Consider the following 20,189-nt stretch of genomic DNA (forward strand, 5'->3'; position numbering starts at 1 on the left):
GTGCTGCCACGACTCTCATCCTTCCTGGAATGAGAGCCTCCACCAGACCCGGGGCGATTCAATTCGGCTCAGCAGCCTCGTGGATGACGGCGGAGTTCCTGCCGACGAGCCGGAGGACAGGAGGATCGATCGGTTGGTCACGAAGGCCAACGATCTGTGCCTCCATTCGAACGACCCTGCCCGGATCGCCCGCCTGGCGGTCGCCGAGATTGTCATCAAACGCCGGGAGTTGGCTGGCCCGACAGCGAAGGACAGCCCTCCGACAACGCCTGACCTGCGCCATCGGATCGCGTTCGTGCTCGATTCGCTCAAGCGTCCACACGAGGTGGCGTTGTTGCGCCGGGTCTACGGCGAGCGCTTTGTCTTGGTCAGCTTTCTGATGGATCGCGCCGAACGGCATTCGGCGCTGGTCAGCCGCATGCGCCTCGACGAGCCGAACGCGCCCGACCTTGACTCCCGTGCTGAGGCGCTGCTCGATCGCGATCAGGCGGAGGGTCTGCCCCACGGCCAGGCAGTGGGGAAGACCTACTGGCTCGCCGACCTTTTCGTCGGCTGCTCCACAACGCAGCCGGCCGCCTTGCGGACCCCACGCCTGGACGCCGCCGCAGAGATCCGTCGGTTCCTCGATCTGCTGTTCGGAAACCCCCAGGCGCAGACGCCGACCGATGACGAATACGGCATGCACCTCGCCAAGATGGCCGAGTCCCGGACCACCGCGTTGGGACGGAGGGTCGGGGCTGCGATCGTCGACCGCGACGGCGCGGTCGTCGCTTTGGGTTGCAACGAAGTCCCACGAGGCTCTGCGACCGACGCCGACAAGGGGCACGACACGAACGCCACCGAGGTGATCCGACTCGCCGAACAGACCCTGCGGGGCATGGCCGAGGCCGGCATGCTCGCGCCGAAAATCGCCAAAGGACTCATCAAGAACGGCACCAGTATCGCGAGAGAAGCGTTGGAGGTCTCACCGCTGCGCGACCTGATCGAGTTTCAGCGGCCTGTGCACGCCGAGATGGCGGCGATACTTGACGCGACCCGCCGACGGGTGGATGTGACCGACTGCTCAATGTGCGTCACCGCTTACTGCTGCCACCTGTGCGCGAAACACGTCCTCGATCTGGGTCTCAGGCCCGTCGTGTATCTGGAGCCTTACCCGAAAAGCCGGGCAGTCGAGATGTACGAGGAGGCAGCGCGAACGACCTTCGTCCCCTTCGTCGGCGTCGCTCCCCGGCGCTTCCAGGCGCTTTTCGTCGACGTCAGCGAACGCAAGGGGCACGACGGGACGGTACGGAGCTGGGATCAAGCCACCGCCGTCCCGGGCGTGGGGACCGTCGTCACCGACGCCGCCGTGCTGCAGGCCGAATTGGACGAGATCGCCGAACTCGACGACAACACCACAGCGACGCTTCCTGGCCCGAGCGACCCCGAGCATGCATGATGACCAAATGGAAAGGCGATCCCCGATGAGCGACAAGGACACCCGAGCCGAGCAGCGGGCCCAGTTGATCAAGGAAGCCCGCCAGGAACGGGCGAGCTGGTCTGAGGCCCTGCAGGCCGCCCACCGGGCGGCGAGCCGGGCAGCGGCAGAGGAAGCCGAGCAGGTGCTTCGCGCCCGCTGACTCGTGTGAGTCACGGTGTCCGGCAGCCAGAACGCAACTTCAGGCGTCAAGCCAGCCTGCTGGCCTTGGAAGCAGGCCCTCCGGCGGCGGGCGCCGCTCAGGCCACAACCGGTGGCCGTGGGAACCACAACCCGTCCGAGGTGACAAGGTCGGTGGACGTCCGGGCAACGGCTTCCCACTTCAGGGCGGCGCTACTGCAGACCCCCGGCCTGACTCTCCCAGCCTTGGCTGATTTCCCAAACGGGTCCTGCGGCGACGCCAGCGAACTACTGGGCCAGTACCTCCGCGACTGCGGGCACGGCGAGTGGCTCCTCGTAAGCGCGGCGCGCTACGACCCCGAGTATCGAACCCACGCCTGGCTCACCCGCGAGGACTTGATCCTGGACATCACTGCGGATCAGTTCCCCGAGATGCACGCTTACCCCGTTTTCATGCAACAGGGATCGCTGTGGCATGCGCAGTGGGAGATCGACTGGACCGCAAGCCCAGATATTTTCCGGATGCATGCATTCGACGAAGTCGATCCCGCGGAAGATTACCGACGCCTCCGTGCTCGAGCCGATTCGCTGTGACTGGTCCTTGCCCATCCGCCGCACCGGGTGGGGATTCGTGGAGTTGATTAGGAGGGGCTCCTTCGGCTGGTGCCGAGCTGTGGTCGGCACAGGTCACGTCCGTTCCGTCAACAAATACTCGGAGCGTGGGCCGCGCGGCGCTTGGTCATCTGACAGTCCAGCGGCCGGGCCGATGCGGCGCGGGTCCGACTCCAACCGAGGTGTCGCTCATTCGTCGGGCCACTCCACGCCGGGACCCCCATGAACGGACAGGCCCCGCGCCGCGTGCCCTCCAGCCAGCGTTGCTCTGCACCTTCAAGTGCGCTCCGACTGAAGTCCCACGAAGTGGGCGTAGGCGGTTCGCATGTCGGCCTCGCGGTCCAGGGTGCGGAAGGGCGGGTCGTAAACGTAGGTCGTGCCGGCGGGGTGGGTGGCGGTGCGCTCCTCGAGGGTGATCCGGTCGCCCTTGGTGCGCCAGGCCTTGAGGACCTCGTTCGGGACGAGGCGGCCGTTGACGTCGTAGACGTAGCTGTTGCGGTCGTAGCCGTAGAGGACGGCGAACTGCGTCCGGTAGATCGTGCACAGCTCGTCGGCGGTCAGGCCGAGCATGAGCGCGACGAGGGCGTCGATCTCGACGAGCGCCTGGCGGCGCTGCGCGGCCACCCTCAGCGGGGAGTTCCGGTCCCACACGGGGCCAACGGCGCCGAGCTCGGGGCCGAGGTTCAGGTCGTCGGTGCGGGTCCAGCGGACGGAGCGGAACGAGCCGTCGAACGCTTCGGACCAGAGGTCGGCGTACGCGTCGGTAACGCAGTTCAGGCGTGCAGATCGGACGACGAGCTCGATACTGAGTGGGTGATTGGAGACGTCGGGGAGCCGTGCGATTACGCCCATCGAGATGGCGCTCTTCGGTGTCGTTCGCACCGAGAGGTCTGCCAGCAACGAGGAAGCTCCGGCAGCGGCAGCTAGTAGTTGATGCGGCGTCAGATTGGGCGAACCCGCTGATGAAACAGTGTGTACGTGAGCCGCGCCCGGTGGAGTAATCGCCGCAATCAGCGTTCGCTCTCCCGTGTTTGCAGCCATCGCGCGCCACGTCAAGCGGTAGTGGTCGCGGGCGGGGATGGGGTGGTCCTTGTCGCCCCAGTCGGTGTAGCCGCAGTCGTAGCGGTACCGGTCGCCCACGGGCTTGTAGGCGGTGACGGGGATGGCGTCGGGGGGCAGGGCCTCGAAGTCGGTGGGGGTCCAGTCCTTGTTGTTCGACATGGTCTTGTTCGGGGTCTTGTACAGCGGCGTGGCCACGAACAGGTGCGGGCCCTGCAGGATCACGTCGTCCCACGAGCTCGGCGCGCCCCACGAGAGCTCGAAGTAACCGTTCTTCCGGTCGGTGGTTTCGTTCCAACCTCGGCAGAACGACAGGCCCAGTTCTCCGACGCGCGGTGCCTTGGCGAGTTTGTCGAGCACGGAAGCGGTGGAGCGGTTCACCGCGTACACCATGCGGGTGTGCAGCAGGGGCACGTCGGACGATTCGAGGGCGTCGTGCCAGGTCTGCAGGGTCTCCACGGTGACGCGGGTGATGCGCCCGGCGTGCGGACGCAGGTCCCACTTCCCCTCGTCGTCCTTCAACCCGGGTTCGGGACCAGACCCGTCCTGCGAGAGAGAACGCTCAACGGTGTCCGGGTGGTACAGAGCAGCCGCCGAAAGGAACTCTGGGGCCCGCGCCGCTCCATACACGTGGACGCCATAGATGACCAGGTTGTGGATGTCGAACAAAGCGAGCTCGTTGACGAACTGCCAATGCCTGCGGAGTCGCTCGTACGTCGCCGCCCGGAGCACCCCGGCCTTCTCGTCGGTGAAGTGGGTCTCGGGGTGGATCAGCCCGACGGCGCCGCGGCCGGACGCGTGCTGCCAGGTGCGTTCCATGAAGCACCGGTACAGGTCAGGGCGTAGACCTGCGAGGTGCGGGTAGTGCTGCGAGTCGCTGATCGCGGCGGCGAGGGTGACTGTGTCGGTGACGCCGTCGAGGACGAAGTCGCGGACGCCCGACAGCCCGAGAGTGACCTCGCGTTTCGTTGCACGTAGGGATTCCGACGGTTTGACCGCCAGCGCCCACCAGGGATCGCCCTCGGCGAGCAGAGCGTCGACCTCGACGTTGGGTCGTACCCAGGGTGGATTGCCGAGTTGGAGATCGAAGCCGCCGCGCGCGAAGACGGGGGCGAAGTCGAGTTCCCAGTGGAAGAAGCCCTGTTGCGCGGCGATTCGTTCGCACACGACCAGCCACGGGTGGGCGGCGAGGACGTCGGTGACGGGGGCAGCGCCGGCGAAGGCGAGGTCGGCAGCCTCGGCGTCGGCGAGGGCCTCCCAGGTGCCCGCGGAGTCCAGGCCGAGTTGCCCGGGGGCAGGTGTCTTTCGCCCGCCGGCGTGGTGGCCCATCAGTTTGGTCAGCGCGTCGATCCAGGACTCGAGGCTCGGCGGCTGGATCCGTTCGCCGGTTGCGGTGTCGAGCGTGAGGGCGTCGGTCAGCGGCCAGAACCACAGGGCGCACCAGGCGTCCATGACACGGCGCAGTCGGCGGTAGGCGCCATCAGCATCGGCGAGCGCCTCTTCGATCTCTTCTCGTTGCACGGCTCCGGGGGCGGCCGCGGCGAGGTCGTCGGGATCGGTGCCCCAGACGGGGATGGCGCGGCGGATCTCGGTCTCGGCGACGGCGAGGCGGCGCAGCGCGTGGCGCCACAGCGTCTCGGCGCGGCGGGTCAGGTCGACCAGGGCCTCGGCCTGTTTGGCGGTGGGCTTGGTCCCGATGGAGCGGCGCCATTCCTTGAGCCGCGCCAGTGCCTCGAGGGCGAGGTCCTTGGCCTCCTTGGCGTCGCAGGCCGAGCCCCACCCGGCTGCGGGCAGCAGGAAGTGGAACACTCGTCCGTCCACTGCGGGGTCGAGCTCGGAAGGGTCGATGGCGTCGAGCCGCGCGGTGGCAGCGGCGGCGAGTCCGGGGGCCGCGGCCAGGGGCGCGTCGGTGGGTTGGTCGGAGTACCAGGTCTTCTTGGCCACGGCGTCGCGGGTGAAGACCGCGCGGCGGGCCCCGATGAGTGAGTTGCCGCGGCGCAGGTGCAGCCCGAACCAGGGGGCGTCGAGGCCTTCAACCATGGTGTCGAGCCACAGCGAGATCTCGGCGAGCTCGACCGCGGTGGCGTTTAGGTCCACCCCGTAGACCTGGTGCAGCGCGATGGCGGCCTTGACCTGCTGGAGTTCACGCGGGTAGTCGTCGGGGTCGATCCGCCGCCCCAGCTCTTTCTGACTCTGCTTCAGGTAGCGGGCGGCGAGCTGGCGGACGGCCTCGATCGCGAACGCCCCGGAACCCAGGGCCGGTTCGCACACGGTGAGGCCGAGGATGTCCGCGGCCGGGACGGTGCTCTCCTCGGCGTCGCCGAGCAGTTCGTCGAGGGCCTGGGAGACGACGAACCGGGTCAGGACCTCGGGGGTGTAGTAGGAGGCTGACTGTTGGCGTTCGCGCCCGGCGAGGCGGTAGACGAACGTCCCGGCGCGGTGGATCACCGGCGCGAGTTCACCGGTCTGCGGGTTGCGGGCCCGCACGAAGTCGGCCTCGTCGATCCCCTCGGCACGGTGGGTCGGCACGACCCACGAACCCTTGGACGAGTCGCCGCCCTTGGCGACCTCGTAGAGGTCCTCGGTGGCGAAGAACCCGGTGTAGGACATGAGGCCCTCGTAGACCGCGCCGAGCTGGTTGATGCCGAGTTCGGCATACGAGATGAACCCCCGGTCCTTGCCCCGCGCCTCCTTCGACAGCAGCAGGTGGCGCAGCACCTGCTGCAGGGCGGCGTTGCCGAGCTTGACCGCGCCAATGTGGGCGATGGCGTCGGGCTTGAACAGGTCGGCGCGCAGGCTGCGGAACTCCAGACCCTCCGGCGCCTGCCCGTCGGCGGCTGCGGCGTCGGTGCTGCGGTCCACCAGCCGGAACAGGGTGTGCAGGGAGTCATACAGGTGCGTGCCGGTCCGGGAACGCTCATCGGCGAGCTCGACCAGGGTCAGGTCACGCAGCCGGTCGAGGCTGTAACCGCGCTCGTACTCCACCGAGCCCACCGGCAGTACCCCGAACTGCGGGGACGCCTCGGCGTAGAGGAGGAAGAGAATCCGGTAGAGGAACCGCAGCGACTGCTTCGCCAACGGCTGCGCCTCACTGGCCGGCAACGGATCCAGCCCGGCGGCGGCACGCCGACGCAGCACCTCGTTGGCGATGATCTCGATGGACAGGCGCACACCCTCGCGCAGGTCCGCCGAGACCCCGACGGTGTGCTTGACCGAGTCCTCCAGCACCCCGGTCCACCAGATGGCCCCGTCGGCGTCGGGGGCGAGCGCCTCCGCACCGACGCAGGCCAGGGCGCGGTCGACCTCGCCGCCCTTCTTGTCCTCGTTGCGTTCGCAGACCAGCTGCAGGTCGACGGCGAGCCAGCGGCCCTCGGCCCAGCGGGCACGTTCGGCCACGAGCAGGATCCGCCCGGCGAACACCAGGGCGTAGTCGGGGGCGTCGTCGGCGACGAACAGCGCGGACAGCGCGCGGGCGGCGGAGGTCAGCTCCGTGCCGTCGTCGAGGACGTGGGGGGTGGCGAGGGTGGGGGCGTCCTTGACGAGCAGCGCCTCGACCGCCGTCACGGCCCGCGCGTGCAGCAGCACCAGCGGCGCACCCTCGGTCATGCCGGGTGCGCTGACCCAGGTCACCGGGCCCACCGCCTCGGTCTTCAGACCGACCGCGGCGGGGCCGGTGTAGCCGAGGACCTCGGCGATCCGGGCATACAGCTCCGGCAGCGCCCCGTCTGCGCCGAGCAGCACCGGGTCGTCGTCACTCGCCGCGCTCGCGAGCCCGGCCAGCGTGTCCAACAGCCAGCCCCGGTGCTCGACGAACCGGGACCGGACCGTCCCGCCGAGGGTGTCCCCTGCTTCCTTGGCCTCGTCCCACGCCTTGCGTCGGGCGGCGACCTTCGCGCGGAAGGACTGCGTCGTCGACTCGGTGGTGAAGTAGTGCTCGGAGATCCAGTCGTTGCCGACGAGGATCGCGTCGCTGCCCGCCATCAGGCTCCCCCGTCCTGCCCCGCCCGGGCGGTCAACGTGTCGAGGTCGAGGCCCTTCGGCACGACGACGAGCAGCGGCCGCACGAGCCGCCGCTCCGGCAGCATCGCGGTGGCGAGCTGCCGTTCGTCGGCGACGGCTCGTCGTCGTTCCTTGAGCTCCTGACGTTGCGTCAGGCCGGCGGCGTCGTCCTCCCACCCGGCGGTGCGGTCGATCCACTGCTGCACGCGTTCGCGGGTGGCCCGGTCCGCCTCGACGACCAAGGTCTCCAGGTGCTTGTCCGCGTCGCGAACCGCGGGGGCGATGAAGCGGGTGAGGACGTGCACGTCGGTGAGGTCGGCGGCGTTGACCGGGGCGCCGGTGAATCCGGCGGCCGCGAGCCCGTCGACCGCGCGGGCGTGCGGCTCGACGAGGACGAAGTCGAGGTTCTCGGGGTTGGGGAACCTGGCGAGCAGGGCGTTCGCGGCGACGACGTGGCCGCGGGCGTTGGTGAGCATGCCCTGCAGCAGGACCACGATGTCGTCGGTGTCGCTGCGGACGGCGAAGACCTCGTTGCGGTTGAGGTGGGCCAGGGCCCGGTCCGCGGCCCATTCCAGGACGGGGTGCAGGGGCGCGAGGTAGTGCGCCTCCGGCCAGGACGAGGGGCTGTCGTCGGCGAGCGCCTCGGCGAGGGAGGTGCGCCCGCGTTGGACGCTGGTGGCGAGTTTCAGTTCGGTCATCACGCGACGCTCGGCCAGGTAGGTCTGCGGGAGGACCTCGAGGCGCTGACGCAGGTCGGCGGGCGGCGCGAACTGCGCGACGGCGTGGCCGGTGTGTTCCTGCCAGCCGACGCCGTTCTCGCCGGTGGCGGCCGGGGTGGGCATGAAGGCGTGCAGGGCGGTGCGGAGGAAGTCGAGCTCGGTGGGGAAGATGCCGATGGGCGCGGTCGGTGGGGGCGCGGCCGGGGCGGCGGCCGCGGCCGACTTGAGGCGGGCCATGATCCCGGCGACGGTGGGTTGCGCGGCGACGGTCTCGACCGGGGCGATCTCGTCGTCGAGCTTCGCCTGCCCGGCGAGGACCTTGCGGATGACGTCCTCCTCGGCGTCGACGTCGTACTTGCCCATGAGGGAGGCGACGTCGCCGAGCGCGGTGTGGGCCTCGTGTTCCTTGTCGACGAGTTTGGTCAGCACGCGGATGTCGCCGGCGAACCGTTCGGTGGTCGGGTGCAGCAGCAGGGTGGTGATCTGGGGGCGGTGCTTCTGCCCGTAGCGGTCGATGCGGCCGTTGCGCTGCTCGATGCGGATGAGCGACCACGGGATGTCGAAGTGGATCAGGTGGTGGCACTGGCTGTGCAGGTTCACGCCCTCCGAGGCGACGTCGCCGGTGACGAGGACGCGGATGGCGGACGAGGACTGCTTGAAGGAGTCGACGATGCGCTGCTGCTCGTCGTCGGTGAGGCCGCCGTGCATCAGCACGACCGACTCGGCGCCGAGTTTGAGGTCCTTGCGCAGGGCGGCGGTCAGCCACTTGAGCGTGGGCACGCGCTCGGCGAAAACGACCGCGCGCATGCTCTCCCCCGGGCCGACGCCGATCTCCCGTAGGTATTGCACGAGTCGGTCGTACTTCGCCGAGGAGCCGTCGGCCTTCGCCGCAAGGGCGTCAAGGTTTGCGAGGGCGGCGATCTCGCGTTCGGCCGCCGGGTCGGGGTCTTTGGCCAGGCGGCGGGTGCGTTCCTTGATGGTCTCCCGCAACGCCGCCGGTGAGGACAGGAAGGCCTTGGCGAGTGTCCACGGGAACAGGGCGGCGTTGCTGCCGGAGTAGGGCGAGCGGCCCGACTCGGGGTGCAGCCACACCTGTTCGAGTTCCTCGGCGACGGCGTTCTCGGCGGGTGAGGCGTCGACGAGGATGTTGCGGGGTTCGAGGCGCTCGGCCCAGTCGCTGCCGACGACCTGCGCGACCTCGGGCGAGTGGCGGTGGCGGCGGATGACGAGGCGTTGGACCTCGCTCTCGACGAGTTCGCCGTCGGGCCGGACGGCGCTGGGGTCGAGCATGCGGACGAGTTCGGCGAAGGACTCCTTCTTGCCGTTGTGCGGGGTCGCCGAGGCGAGGATGAGGGCGTCGGTGCGGGCGGCCAGCAGGCGCGCCAGGCGGTTGTTCTGCGCGGCGGCGTTGGTGACGTTGTGGGACTCGTCGATGACCACGGCGTCCCAGCGCTGCTTCTGCAGGTGGGCGAGGTAGCGGTCGGCCTTGAGGGTGTCGATGGAGATGATGACGCGCTTGTAGTAGGTGAACGGGTTGCGGTTCGCGGGGAGCTTCTGACGGATCCGTTGGATGCCGGTGGAGTCCAGGCGCACGAACGGCAGCGCGAACCGGTTCCACAGCTCGCCCTGCATCTGCTCGAGGACGTGCCGTGGGGTGACGACGAGGATGCGTTCACCGCGGCCGCGGCGGACCAGCTCGGCGAGGATCATGCCGATCTCGATCGTCTTGCCCAGGCCGACGGCGTCGGCGAGCAGGATGCGGGGGCGCAGGTTGGACGGGTCGAGGGCCTTGCGGACGGCCTCCTGCTGGTAACCGAGCGCGTCTGACAGGCCGCGGGTGGCGACGGACAGCTCAGGGTCGGTCAGCGGGACCGGCGACTTGCGGAGCATCGCCTCCAGCCACAGCCGGGAGCGGGTGTAGCTCGGGGAGGTGTCGGCGACCACGGTGGCGTCGGCCGGGTCGAGGACCACGACCTCGTCGAGCACGGTGGCGAAGATCGCGCTGGTGTCCCGGACCAGCTCGGTGAGGCCCTGGCAGTGCACCACCCACCCGTCACCGTCGCGGACGACCTCGGTGACCAGCCACTCCTCGTCGCGGACCTGGACGATGGAGCCAGGGGCGGCACGGAACTCGTCCTGCACTGTCAAGGTCACGGCCCCCCTTACGTGGTCCTGTCCAGGGCTCGGCGTGTCCGTGGAAGCCCCGCCGATCAACTTAGGGAATCTCGATCCCCGGGTCGAGCTGGCCCGCCCAGTGCGGCGAATCGGCGACCCGCCGCGGGCCAGCAGCGCCTGGCCAGTGGGAAGATCGCGAGCACTGTCCAGCTCAGGGAGGTCAGCCTTGGCCGAAGTGACGCGGCGCCGCTTAGGCGAGATTCAGCGCGCGATCTTCGCCGCTCTGCTCGACCATCCCGACGGACTCGACGCCAAGGAGGCTTGTGCACGCGCCGAGGCGCTGTGTCCGCCGACCGCGTTCGAGAATGCCGACTACCCCAGCAGCCCGGGTGCTCGCCGCTACCCGAAGATGCAACGCTTCGCGACCATCAGCTCCGTCAAGGCCGGCTGGCTCGTCAAGCACAAGGGCGTGTGGCGGCTCACCGACAGCGGACGCGGGGCGTACGCCACCTACACCGACCCGGATGCTTTCGAGGCCGCCTCGCGGGTCGGTTACAAAAAATGGCAGCAGAACCACGTGCCCGCGACGTACGACGCCGCCGAGGAGGCGGCGGACGCCGAGGCCGTGCGTCTGGAGGCCGCTGACCGGACTCGGCAGCGCCGCGCATGGCTGATTCGCGGCGCCAACGTGGACGGGGTCAGCGTGCTCCCGCAGTGGTTCGCCGAGGGCTTCTGCTCCATCGGCTGGCGTGACGTCCCCGAGATCCCGCCGGGGACCACCCGGGCCGGGATCGCCGCCCTGGTGAAGGAGAGCACCCCCGACGACAGTCCGGTCAGCCGTGGCCTCGCCACCGGGGTGCTCGACCGCTTCCACAACGTCATGCGACCAGGCGACCTCGTGGCCACCCTCGCCCGACCGAACGTGTACGTCGGCGAGATCACCGGCGACCCCCTGTACACCGGGGACCCGCTGACGCCGCGGCGCCGCCCGGTGAGGTGGCGCAACGCCGCTAACCCCTTCCTCGTGTCCGACCTGCCGCCCGACGCGGCCGACTCGCTGCGCGGCCAGATGACGCTCTCGGACCTGACGGACCACTTCGCGGAGTTCGCCCGACTCGGCGGCGTGGAGGTCGACGCGACGTCGGAACTTCTCCGTATCGACGCGGTGGTCCCGACACCCGACGAGGAGCTCGCCGAGCAGCTGCTGCTCCCCCTGGACTGGCTGACCGAGACCGTCGAGCTGCTCAACGAGAAGCGTCAGATCGTGCTCTACGGACCGCCGGGCACCGGCAAGACCTACCTGGCGCAGCAACTGTGCAAGGCGTTGGTCGAGGCGGCCGGCGGCGAGTACGACCTCGTCCAGTTCCACCCGTCCTACGCCTACGAGGACTTCTTCGAGGGCCTGCGGCCGCGGCTGGACCCCGACGGTTCCGGCGGGGTCGCCTTCGAGCTGGTCCCCGGCCCGCTGCGACGCATGGCCGCGCGGGCCGCGGCGAACCCGACGGTCCCGTTCGTGCTGATCATCGACGAGATCAACCGTGCCAACCTCGCCAAGGTGTTCGGCGAGCTGTACTTCCTGCTGGAGTACCGCAACACGTCGGTGTCGTTGCAGTACTCCGACGAGTCCTTCGCGCTGCCGAAGAACCTCTACCTGATCGGCACGATGAACACCGCCGACCGCTCGATCGCGTTGGTCGACGCGGCGATGCGGCGCCGCTTCTACTTCCAGGGGCTCTTCCCCACCGAGGCCCCGGTCGACGGCGTGCTCACGAAGTGGCTCACCCGTCACCGGTTGCCCCCCGAACCTGCGGCGCTGCTGAACGCCCTGAACGACGCGATCGGCGACCCTGATTTCGCCGTCGGCCCGTCGTATCTGATGACCCCCCGGGTCGGCCTGCCCGGCGGGCTGGAACGCATCTGGCGCACCGGGATCCTGCCGTTGCTGGCCGAGCACTACTTCGGCGAGGGCCGCGACATCGACGCCGAGTTCGGGCTCGACGCGCTCCGGGAACGGATGGGCGGTGCCCACCGGACGGACCCGTCGGCGTGACGACGGTCTGCCTCAGCGCCTGGTCGTCGGCGGAGGCCACCGGGATCGACGCCGCGCAGGCCCGGGCGTTGACCGAGACCAAGGCGGTCACCCTGACCCCGGGCTGGGCACCGGGCACGTGGACGGTCACGGCCAGTTCCTACGTCGGCGTGCTGCACGTCGCCGGTGTCGAGGTCCGCATCCGGCCCCGGATCTCCGTGGCCCGACTGATGTTCCTGCTCGGCTACGCCCAGGACCCGCGGATCTGGCGGGACGACCCGGTCGGGCTGGAACACCAGCCCGACCTGTGGCCGGCGATGGCGCAGGTGTTCGTCCGGCAGGCCGAGAAGGCGCTCGAGCGCGGCCTGCTGCAGGGCTACCGCGTCGAGGAATCCGCGCAGCTCGTCATGCGCGGACGGCTGCGGGAGGCCGACCAGCTGCGGCGCCGGGCCGGCCTGGCAGTCCCGCTGGAGGTCCGCTACGACGAGTACGACGCCGACATCGCGGAGAACCGGCTGCTGCGCACCGCGGCCGAGCGGCTCATCCGGGTGCCACGGCTGCCGGCGCCCGCGGTGCGGCGACTGCGGACGTTGGTGGGGCACCTGGCCGAGGTCAGCCGGCTCGTCCCGGGCCAGCCGTTGCCACCCACGCCGCCGTCGCGGCTGAACGCCCGCTACCTGCCCGCGCTCACGCTGGCCCGCATGGTGCTGCGGGCACGCTCGGTCGACGTGCGCGACCGCGGCGTGCACGCAAGCGGATTCCTGGTCAACATGAACGCGGTGTTCGAGGACTTCGTGACCGTCGCCCTCACCGAGGCACTGGCCCGCCACGGCGGCCGGTGCGTGCCGCAGGACGTGGCTCACCCGCTCGACGTCGCCCGACGCATCGCAGTGCAACCTGACCTGGTCCGCTACGGGCCGGACGGCCGCCCGCAGGCCGTGGTGGACGCGAAGTACAAGAGCGAGAGCCCCTCCGGATATCCCTACGCGGACGTGTACCAGCTGCTCGCGTACTGCACGGCGTTGAACGTCCCCGTCGGGCACCTCGTGTATGCGGAGGGCGGCTCGGCACCGGACGACGTGGTCGTCCGGAATGTCTCGGTCACCATCCGTCGCCACGCGCTGGACCTGGCGCGCCCGGTCCCGGAGCTGCTCGCGCAGGTGACGGACATCGCCGACGCGGTAGCTGGCGACGGGTAGGCCAGTCACGCGACGCTTCCGCCGCCCCCAACCCTCCGCCACTGCGCCGATGCGGACGGCGCCAACGTCGATATCCGGGACCTGCTTGGCAGCGTGCGTCTTCCAGCCTCCCGCGCCGAAGGACGGACGAGACACTCCCACCGGCCGGGAAGCTCAACCTCACCAACGCGTAGGACCGGGCGGAGCCCCGGAACGGGTCTCAGCTGCAAGCACAGCGACCTGTGATCGTGGGGACGGCACCGCACGCGGGACAGATCAACGCGGCGTTCCGGCCCACCACCCCGGACTCGTTCGCGGCGGGGACGGCGACAGCCCGTTCGCGCGCGATGGGGCCGCGGGCGGCGTCACAGCTGAGGCACTGCGTCCAGACGCGGTAGTCGCGGACCCTGACCAGCCACCGCTCGACGCGGGTCAGCGGCTCGCGGCAGGTGGGGCAGGACTCCGGCTCGTCCCCCTCACCCGGAGCCGAGTTCACCCGGCGGCGGGCCACAACGCGCAGGGCCGCGTCCGCCAGGCGCGGGTCGCCCGTCCGGACCGCCGACTGGGCCGTGGTGCGTACGAGCAACGGATCGGCGCCGACGATCAGCAGGTCGTCGGCAACGAGCAGGTTTTCCCGGGCGGAGGAGCGGACCGTCCGCACCGTCGCCCCGCCCTCACGCAGTCGCCGGACCGCCGCCAGCTGGCGGGCATCGCCCGGCGGCGGCATCCACACCGTGACGTCAAGGCGGCCCGCGGCCTCGGCGAGGAGGTCGATCGCGCCCGCGAAACCATGCCCGCTCCCGTACCCGGACATCCACAGCCGCACCCGCTGCTGCGCCGCCTCGATCGCTTCCAGCACCGCGTCGTGGGCGTCGAGCCCGGTCAGCGGCCGGGCCGGCGATCCCGGCCGGTCCAACACGTCCAGTGCCGACACAATGCGGCCGCGGCGCAGCAGCGCCTCGAACGCCTCCTGGCCGGCCGTCCCCGGCACCAGGGCGGCGCGCACGCGCGGCAGGTCGACGAGGACGACCAGCCCTTCCTGTGCCCGTGAGATCGCGACGTTGAGCAGACGCGCACCTTCGGTGTCGAGCGCCGCCTCGCGTAGCCACCGACGGTGGACCGAGACGCCTTGGCCTTCGGTCGTGTCGTAGACGATGACCGCCCGCTCACCGCCCTGGAACCGGTGCACGGTCGCGGCGTCCGCCCGGTGCTCGCCCCCGACGGCGTCGCCGAGGATCCGCGCCTGGGGCGCATACGGCGCGATCAGGCCGAGCGTGAGCGAGTCCGGAACCTCTGCGCACATGGCCGCCGCCACCTGCGCGTGCATGAGGTTGTACCGGGACCGCAGCCCTCCCTCGCGGCCCACCCACGCTCGCAGGGCCGAGGTGTCCACGACCGTGATCGCAATCTCGCCCAGCACGTCCGCCAGCTCGGCCGGCCGCGGTCGGGCGAGCACCGTCGGCGCGGTGCGCAGCGCACCGCCGTAGAACGCGTGGCTGACGACCTCCGCAATCTCCGGGCGCATGCGGTGCTGCTCGTCGAGCATCACCAGCCGGGGCATGTCGGCGCCGTCGGCGAGCCGCTCGGCGAAGCCCGCAGCCTCGAACGGGCTGCGCTGGAGCCAGCGCACCACGGTCTCCGAGTCCGCCTGGGCGATGGGGCCAAGCTGACGGAAGTCCCCGGCGAGCACCGTGTGCCCGTCCCCGAGTCCGGCGGCAAGGCCGGCAAGCGGGAGCGAGACCATCGAAGCCTCGTCGATGACGACGACGTCGAACCGCTCAGCCCGCAGGTCCTGCAGGTAGCAGCGGTGGACGGTCGCGAAGACCACGCGGGCCTCGCGCACGATGGCGCGACGCACGTCGTCGAGCTGGGCGTCCAGCTCCTCCACGAGCGCCTGCCACTCCCCCAGTGCGGCTTCGATGTCGTCAATCCGCGCCTGTCGGGCCGTCAGCTGCGCCGGCGACTCACCGACGAACGTGCGCCCGGCGAGCGCGGACCGCAAGGTCGTCTCCGCACGCGCCAGCCGGTCCTCGGCCTCCGCGTGCGCCTGGCGCCGGAGGGCGAGCACATCCTCCGCGGCACGGATCGCCGACGCCTCCCCGCGGCGGCGCGCGCGTTCGAGGGCCGCCGCGGCCCCGTCGACGGCGCGCCCGGCGACCTGGAAGACGTCGCGTGCCTGCGCAACGTCACGGTGCAGGAGGCGCGTGGACGCCTCCAGCTCCTTCGCACGCCGCTGCTCGGCGGCGGCCTTCGCGATCGCCTTGCGGTGCTCGGCCCGCTCGCGGCGAAGGTCCCTAATCTGCTGACGTGCGTTGGCGAGTTCCCGGGCGATCGGTTCGCCCCGACGGGCGAGCAGTTCGTCGAGGGTGATCGGCGGAGTCTGGCCTTCGATCTCGGGTTGCGAGGGCGCCCCGATGCGGACCACCTCCGCCTCCCGGGGCGGCGTGCCCTGTCGCCGTGTCCGCAACCAGCCGCCGAGCACGGCGTCCACCGCGGCGTTGGTGTTTGACACGACGAGCACGCGACGGCGCTGGGCGCGCAGGATCTCTACGAGCGCTGCCACGGTCGTGGTTTTGCCGGTGCCGGGCGGGCCCCAGATCCAGCTCACGCCGGGGCGGACGCTGTTCGCCACGGCCCGCTGCTGCGCAGTGTTGAGCGCACCCACGTCTGCGCGGAGCCCAGCGACCTCGGGGGGCTGCTCAGCCGGCGCGACGTCCGGGTCGACGACGGCGAGCGCGGCCTCCACATGAAAATGCTGGGCGCCCTGGCGAAGCTCGGCCAGGCGCTCCTTCTGCAGGGTGAGCAGATAGGTCGCGTCGTGGCGCAGCACCCCCTCCGGAAGCGCGGGGGCGTCCGGCGGGAGGGACAGGGTAACCGTGGCGCTTTCGGCGGTCACGACGTCCGCCGTGAACCACTGCTCCCGCAGGCGGACCTGGACGGGCATGGAGTCCGTGACCCGCACGTCGCCGCGCAAGTCGAAACGCATCACGAGGCGGTTCGGCGTGCGCCCGATTACCCGGCCGTTGGCCAGCTCGACGTCGGTGGTGGTCCGCAGCCGTTGTGCCGCCGCGAGTTCCTCGCGCAGGGCGCTGGACATCTCGCCGGCAATCTCCCTCCACCGCGCCGCAGCCGTCGGTGCCGCCGTCGGTGCCGCCGTCGGCGCGGGAACCGGGCCCGGGGGTTCCGGGAGCTTCAGGAGCGCGGGCCGCACCGGCCGTGGCACCGGTGGGGCTGCGACCGTGGTGGCGACGGCGGGGGTGGCGGGCTTCACCGCCGGCTCTGTGGGCGGGTTCGGCGGCGAGGTGGCGGCGCGGGCGCGGGGCACTGCGGTCTGGCGCAGCGACCACCGGCCCCCGTCGTGGACGAACTCGCCGCCGTGCCGGTCCAGCAGGGCGACCAGCTGCTCGGCCTCAACGTCTCGCCAGCCCTTCGCGGCCAGAGCTTCGAGGAGAGCCGGCATCGGCATCTCCGCGCCACGCAGGACCACCCGCACCGCGTGCAGCACGGTCAGGGGAAGCAGTTCCGGATTGTCCGGGGCGGTCGAGCCGATCGACGTTCGGCCTGAGTCCGACAATCCGCTCTCCTCCGTCCGGTGCTGCAGGTGGATCCGGACCTTCGACGCGGCGCATCCGTGTTTCGATCCGCACCGTCGTAAAGATCTAGACCTGCCCGATTCGGTCGACCGCCGGGCACCGTGGATCCCGACCCCTCACGGCCGCGGGGTCAAGCCGAGAGCAGCCGCACCCCCTGGTAGAAGTCCGCTGGCATGTCGTGCCTCAACCGCCAGACGATGGAGATCGGCCGGGAGCCCTCGCTGCTGACGTAGGTGGCAGGGCCGAGGAACAGGTAGGGGGTGCTACCCGTCTCGTTGGTCTTCGTCTCGCGGACGAACAGCAGCACTGACGATCCCTGCTCCTGGTGGTGCACGTAGCGCCGTCCGGTCGGCGAGTCGGCGCTCGTGGTGGACTGGGACTCCCAGTGGAACAGGGACGGGGACATCGCGTAGTCCCGGTACATCGTCGTCGGTGAATACTCCGCTTCGTTCTTTCGCACCGTGATATTAAGGACATCGGACCTAATCGCCTCGACCCACCGCACCCCGGACCGGTCGACGTGTGGCTTCGGGCCGTCAATTCGCACCTGACCCACCCCGGCGAGCATTTCCTCCCGCGTGTATCGGGCATGCATCTGCAACGGGACATCCGCGAGCGCCGGCTCCACCAAGTGCAATGGCACATGCGCGATCCGCTCCTCGGCCAAGTCGAGCAGCTCCAACGCCTCCGCACACACCGCCGGGTTCTCGGCGCGAAGTTGGGCGAACGCCGCGTCGTAACTCGGGAACCCACCGCCAACGGGCCAGAACGTGAAGAACAGCATGCGCGCCAGGCGCAGCTCCCGTTCGGAGGCAGCGGCCCCCGCAGACCGCGCACCGCGCAGCAACGTCCGGTAGCTCTGGATCCGCTCCTTGTCGTCCACGCACAACAGCGCAGACAGCCGACGCAGCAGCGCTTCCTCCGCCGGACCCGCGGGCGGAGTCGGCAACCCCGCCCGCCGGCGCAGCGCCGTCCAGCTTCGGTTCCCTGCCCCGCTATAGAGGTCCACGAGCTCCCGCCCGGACTCCTCGAGGTACTCCCGCAACGACACGTCGCCGTAGGAGGCGACCTCCCGTGCCAGCCCGGACACATTCGGCCGTAGTTGGTCCCGCAAGTTCTGCAGGATGGCCTCCTGCGCCTGCCGGTCGAGCTCGATGTGGCACCCGGGTGGGAGGTAGGGGAACCCGTGCTCGACAGCGTGCGCCAATCCGGCACGGCTCACGCCCGTCAGCGCGCGGTACCGCAGGTCGAAGCGGAACTTGCGGTGCTGGAACCCGACGAGGTCGATGACGGTCAACACATCTTTGCCGTCTGCCCGACGCAGCCCACGCCCCAGCTGCTGCAGGAACACGGTCGCGCTCTCCGTCGGCCGCAGCATCAGCACGGTGTCGACCGCCGGAATGTCGACGCCCTCATTGAAGAGGTCGACGGCAAAGACGACGTTGATCTCCCGATCGCGCAACTGTCGCAACGCTTCGGTTCGGTCGGCTTCTCGGGTCTCGGCGTCCACCGCCAACGCCGGGATGCCCGAGTCGGCGAAGAACTTCGCCATGAAGTGGGCGTGAGCGCGACTCACGCAGAAGCCCAGCGCTCGCATCCGCCGCGGGTCGGGCACTTTGTCCGCTACGGCATTGAGCGCGATCCGAGCACGCACCGTGTCCCCGCTGATGACGGAGTCCAACTGCGCTAGGTCATAGCGTCCAGCCCGCCAATCGATGTCCTTGAGGTCGGTCATGTCGTGAACACCGAAGTAGTGGAACGGGCAGAGCAAATCGCGTTCCAGCGCCTCCCACAGGCGAAGCTCGGCCGCAATGTGCCCGCCGAACCAGTGGGTCACGTCCTTGCCGTCGGCACGCTCGGGTGTTGCGGTCATCCCCAGCAAGAGCTTGGGCTGGAGGTGCTGCAGCAGCCGCGTGTAGGTCGCGGCCTCGCTGTGGTGAAACTCGTCGACGATCACGATGTCGAATGCGCCCGGTTCCAGTTGGCTGAGGTCAACCCGCGCCAGCGACTGCACGGACGCGAACACGTGCCGCCATTGCCGAGGCCGCGCTCCCCCCAAGAACTGCTCACCGAACGCGCCGTCGCCGAGTACGGTCGCGAACGTCCGCTGACTTTGCTCCAGGATTTCCCGACGATGCGCGATGAACAGCAGGGAGGGGTCGGCACCGAACCGCTCCGTGCCGCGCAGGCGCCGGTAGTCGAGCGCGGCGATGACCGTCTTTCCGGTGCCGGTGGCGGCCACGACTAAATTGCGCCAGCGCCCGTGGACCTCGCGCTCGACGTCGAGCGCTTCGAGGATTTCCTGCTGGAACGGATACGGCCGAACCTCAATCGAGGGAACAATGAAGCTCAGCGACCCGGTCGAACCGCCGGCCGCGTGGATCGCCTCGTCGAATCGGTCGCCGTCGCGGGCGGGGTCGTACGGCTCGAACCCGTGGAAGCGATCAGCCCAATACGAATCGATCGTGGCCCGGAACTTCTCGATCAGATGCGGTGTCTCGACGCTGGACAGGCGCACGTTCCACTCCTGGCCATCCACCATCGCCGAGATCGACAGGTTCGAAGACCCCACATACGCCGTGTGATAGCCGGAATTCCGGGTGAACAGCCAGGCTTTGGCGTGTAGTCGGGTCGACCGGCTCTCGTAGCTGACCGCGATTTGCGCGCCGATGTCGGCGAGGAAGTCCAGCGCACGGCGCTCGGTGGATCCGAGGTAGGTGGTGGTGAGGACCCGCACCTCGGCGCCGCGGTCGATCGCGGCCTTGAGTTCCTGGCCGAACAGCCGCAGTCCGCTCCACTTGATGAACGCGAGCAGGACATCAATGCGGTCCGCCGACGGGATCTCCCCGGTAATCGCCCGCGCCAGGTGCGGCTCGTCCCGCCCGTTGACGAGAAGGTCGGACTGGCCCAGCGGGATCTCCGGGTACGGGATCGCGCTGCCGGGCAGGCCGCGGACCACCGCCCGCAGCACCTGCGCCGGCGTGGGCACAGCCTCGTCCGCCGTCCTCCCGACCGCGCGCAGAATCTCGTTCGCGAGAGCGGTGGCCTCCTCCGGACTCAGCTCCCGCAGCCGCGCTGCGAGGACGTCCCCGACATGACGTGCCAAGACGCGCGCGAGCTCGACGTCCGCGACCGCGTCCACCTCGATGTGCACGCCACCCTGTTGGAGATCGGCGACGACCGCACGGAGGCGCTGGGTGAGCAACCTGTCGTAAAGGCCCGGCTCCAAACTCACGCTCCGACTTTGCCGCGAACCCGCGGCGAACCCAACCCGCCACGCGAGGGCCT

At 70.1% G+C, this 20,189-nt stretch carries 9 protein-coding genes; 5 read left to right on the forward strand and 4 right to left on the reverse strand.

Translation table 11 applies throughout. From position 1 onward, the window contains the following. The 3 genes from ABD401_RS17625 to ABD401_RS17635 form a co-directional block, all read left to right on the forward strand. A partial coding sequence (locus ABD401_RS17625) for a deaminase (RefSeq protein ID WP_344607116.1) occupies window positions 1–1,438 on the forward strand: 1,438 nt, incomplete at its 5' end. Window positions 1,439–1,463: 25 nt separating this feature from the next. Then, window positions 1,464–1,619 carry a hypothetical protein gene (locus ABD401_RS17630; RefSeq protein ID WP_344607118.1) on the forward strand — a complete coding sequence of 52 codons (156 nt, stop codon included), beginning with the start codon at window positions 1,464–1,466 and terminating at the stop codon, window positions 1,617–1,619. Window positions 1,620–1,771: 152 nt separating this feature from the next. After that, window positions 1,772–2,191 carry a hypothetical protein gene (locus ABD401_RS17635; protein ID WP_344607120.1) on the forward strand — a complete coding sequence of 140 codons (420 nt, stop codon included), beginning with the start codon at window positions 1,772–1,774 and terminating at the stop codon, window positions 2,189–2,191. A gap of 294 nt (window positions 2,192–2,485) precedes the next feature. Here ABD401_RS17635 and ABD401_RS17640 read toward each other — a convergent pair whose 3' ends face one another. Beyond that, the gene (locus ABD401_RS17640) at window positions 2,486–7,249 is read right to left on the reverse strand and encodes a class I SAM-dependent DNA methyltransferase (protein ID WP_344607122.1); all 4,764 of its coding nucleotides are present in this window, start codon (window positions 7,247–7,249) and stop codon (window positions 2,486–2,488) included. Further along, on the reverse strand, window positions 7,249–10,140 hold the full coding sequence (locus tag ABD401_RS17645; RefSeq protein WP_344607124.1) for a helicase-related protein: 2,892 nt from the start codon (window positions 10,138–10,140) through the stop codon (window positions 7,249–7,251). Before ABD401_RS17645 ends, ABD401_RS17640 begins: the two co-directional genes overlap by 1 nt. Before the next feature lie 196 nt (window positions 10,141–10,336). On the opposite strand from ABD401_RS17645, the gene ABD401_RS17650 reads away from it, so the two are divergent. Continuing rightward, on the forward strand, window positions 10,337–12,151 hold the full coding sequence (locus ABD401_RS17650) for an McrB family protein (RefSeq protein ID WP_344607177.1): 1,815 nt from the start codon (window positions 10,337–10,339) through the stop codon (window positions 12,149–12,151). Beyond that, window positions 12,148–13,329 carry an McrC family protein gene (locus ABD401_RS17655; protein WP_344607126.1) on the forward strand — a complete coding sequence of 394 codons (1,182 nt, stop codon included), beginning with the start codon at window positions 12,148–12,150 and terminating at the stop codon, window positions 13,327–13,329. The genes ABD401_RS17650 and ABD401_RS17655 overlap by 4 nt, the downstream gene beginning before the upstream one ends. Before the next feature lie 199 nt (window positions 13,330–13,528). On the opposite strand, the gene ABD401_RS17660 is transcribed toward ABD401_RS17655, so the two are convergent. Together ABD401_RS17660 and ABD401_RS17665 are read right to left on the reverse strand one after the other, a co-directional pair. Beyond that, entirely contained in the window at window positions 13,529–16,882 is a 3,354-nt protein-coding gene (locus ABD401_RS17660; protein ID WP_344607128.1) for a DEAD/DEAH box helicase, read from the reverse strand. A gap of 149 nt (window positions 16,883–17,031) precedes the next feature. After that, window positions 17,032–20,130 (reverse strand): DEAD/DEAH box helicase, encoded by a 3,099-nt coding sequence (locus ABD401_RS17665; RefSeq protein WP_344607178.1) that lies wholly within the window; start codon window positions 20,128–20,130, stop codon window positions 17,032–17,034. Window positions 20,131–20,189: the final 59 nt, after the last annotated feature.

The sequence above is a fragment of the Sporichthya brevicatena genome (assembly GCF_039525035.1).
Classification (GTDB): domain Bacteria; phylum Actinomycetota; class Actinomycetes; order Sporichthyales; family Sporichthyaceae; genus Sporichthya; species Sporichthya brevicatena.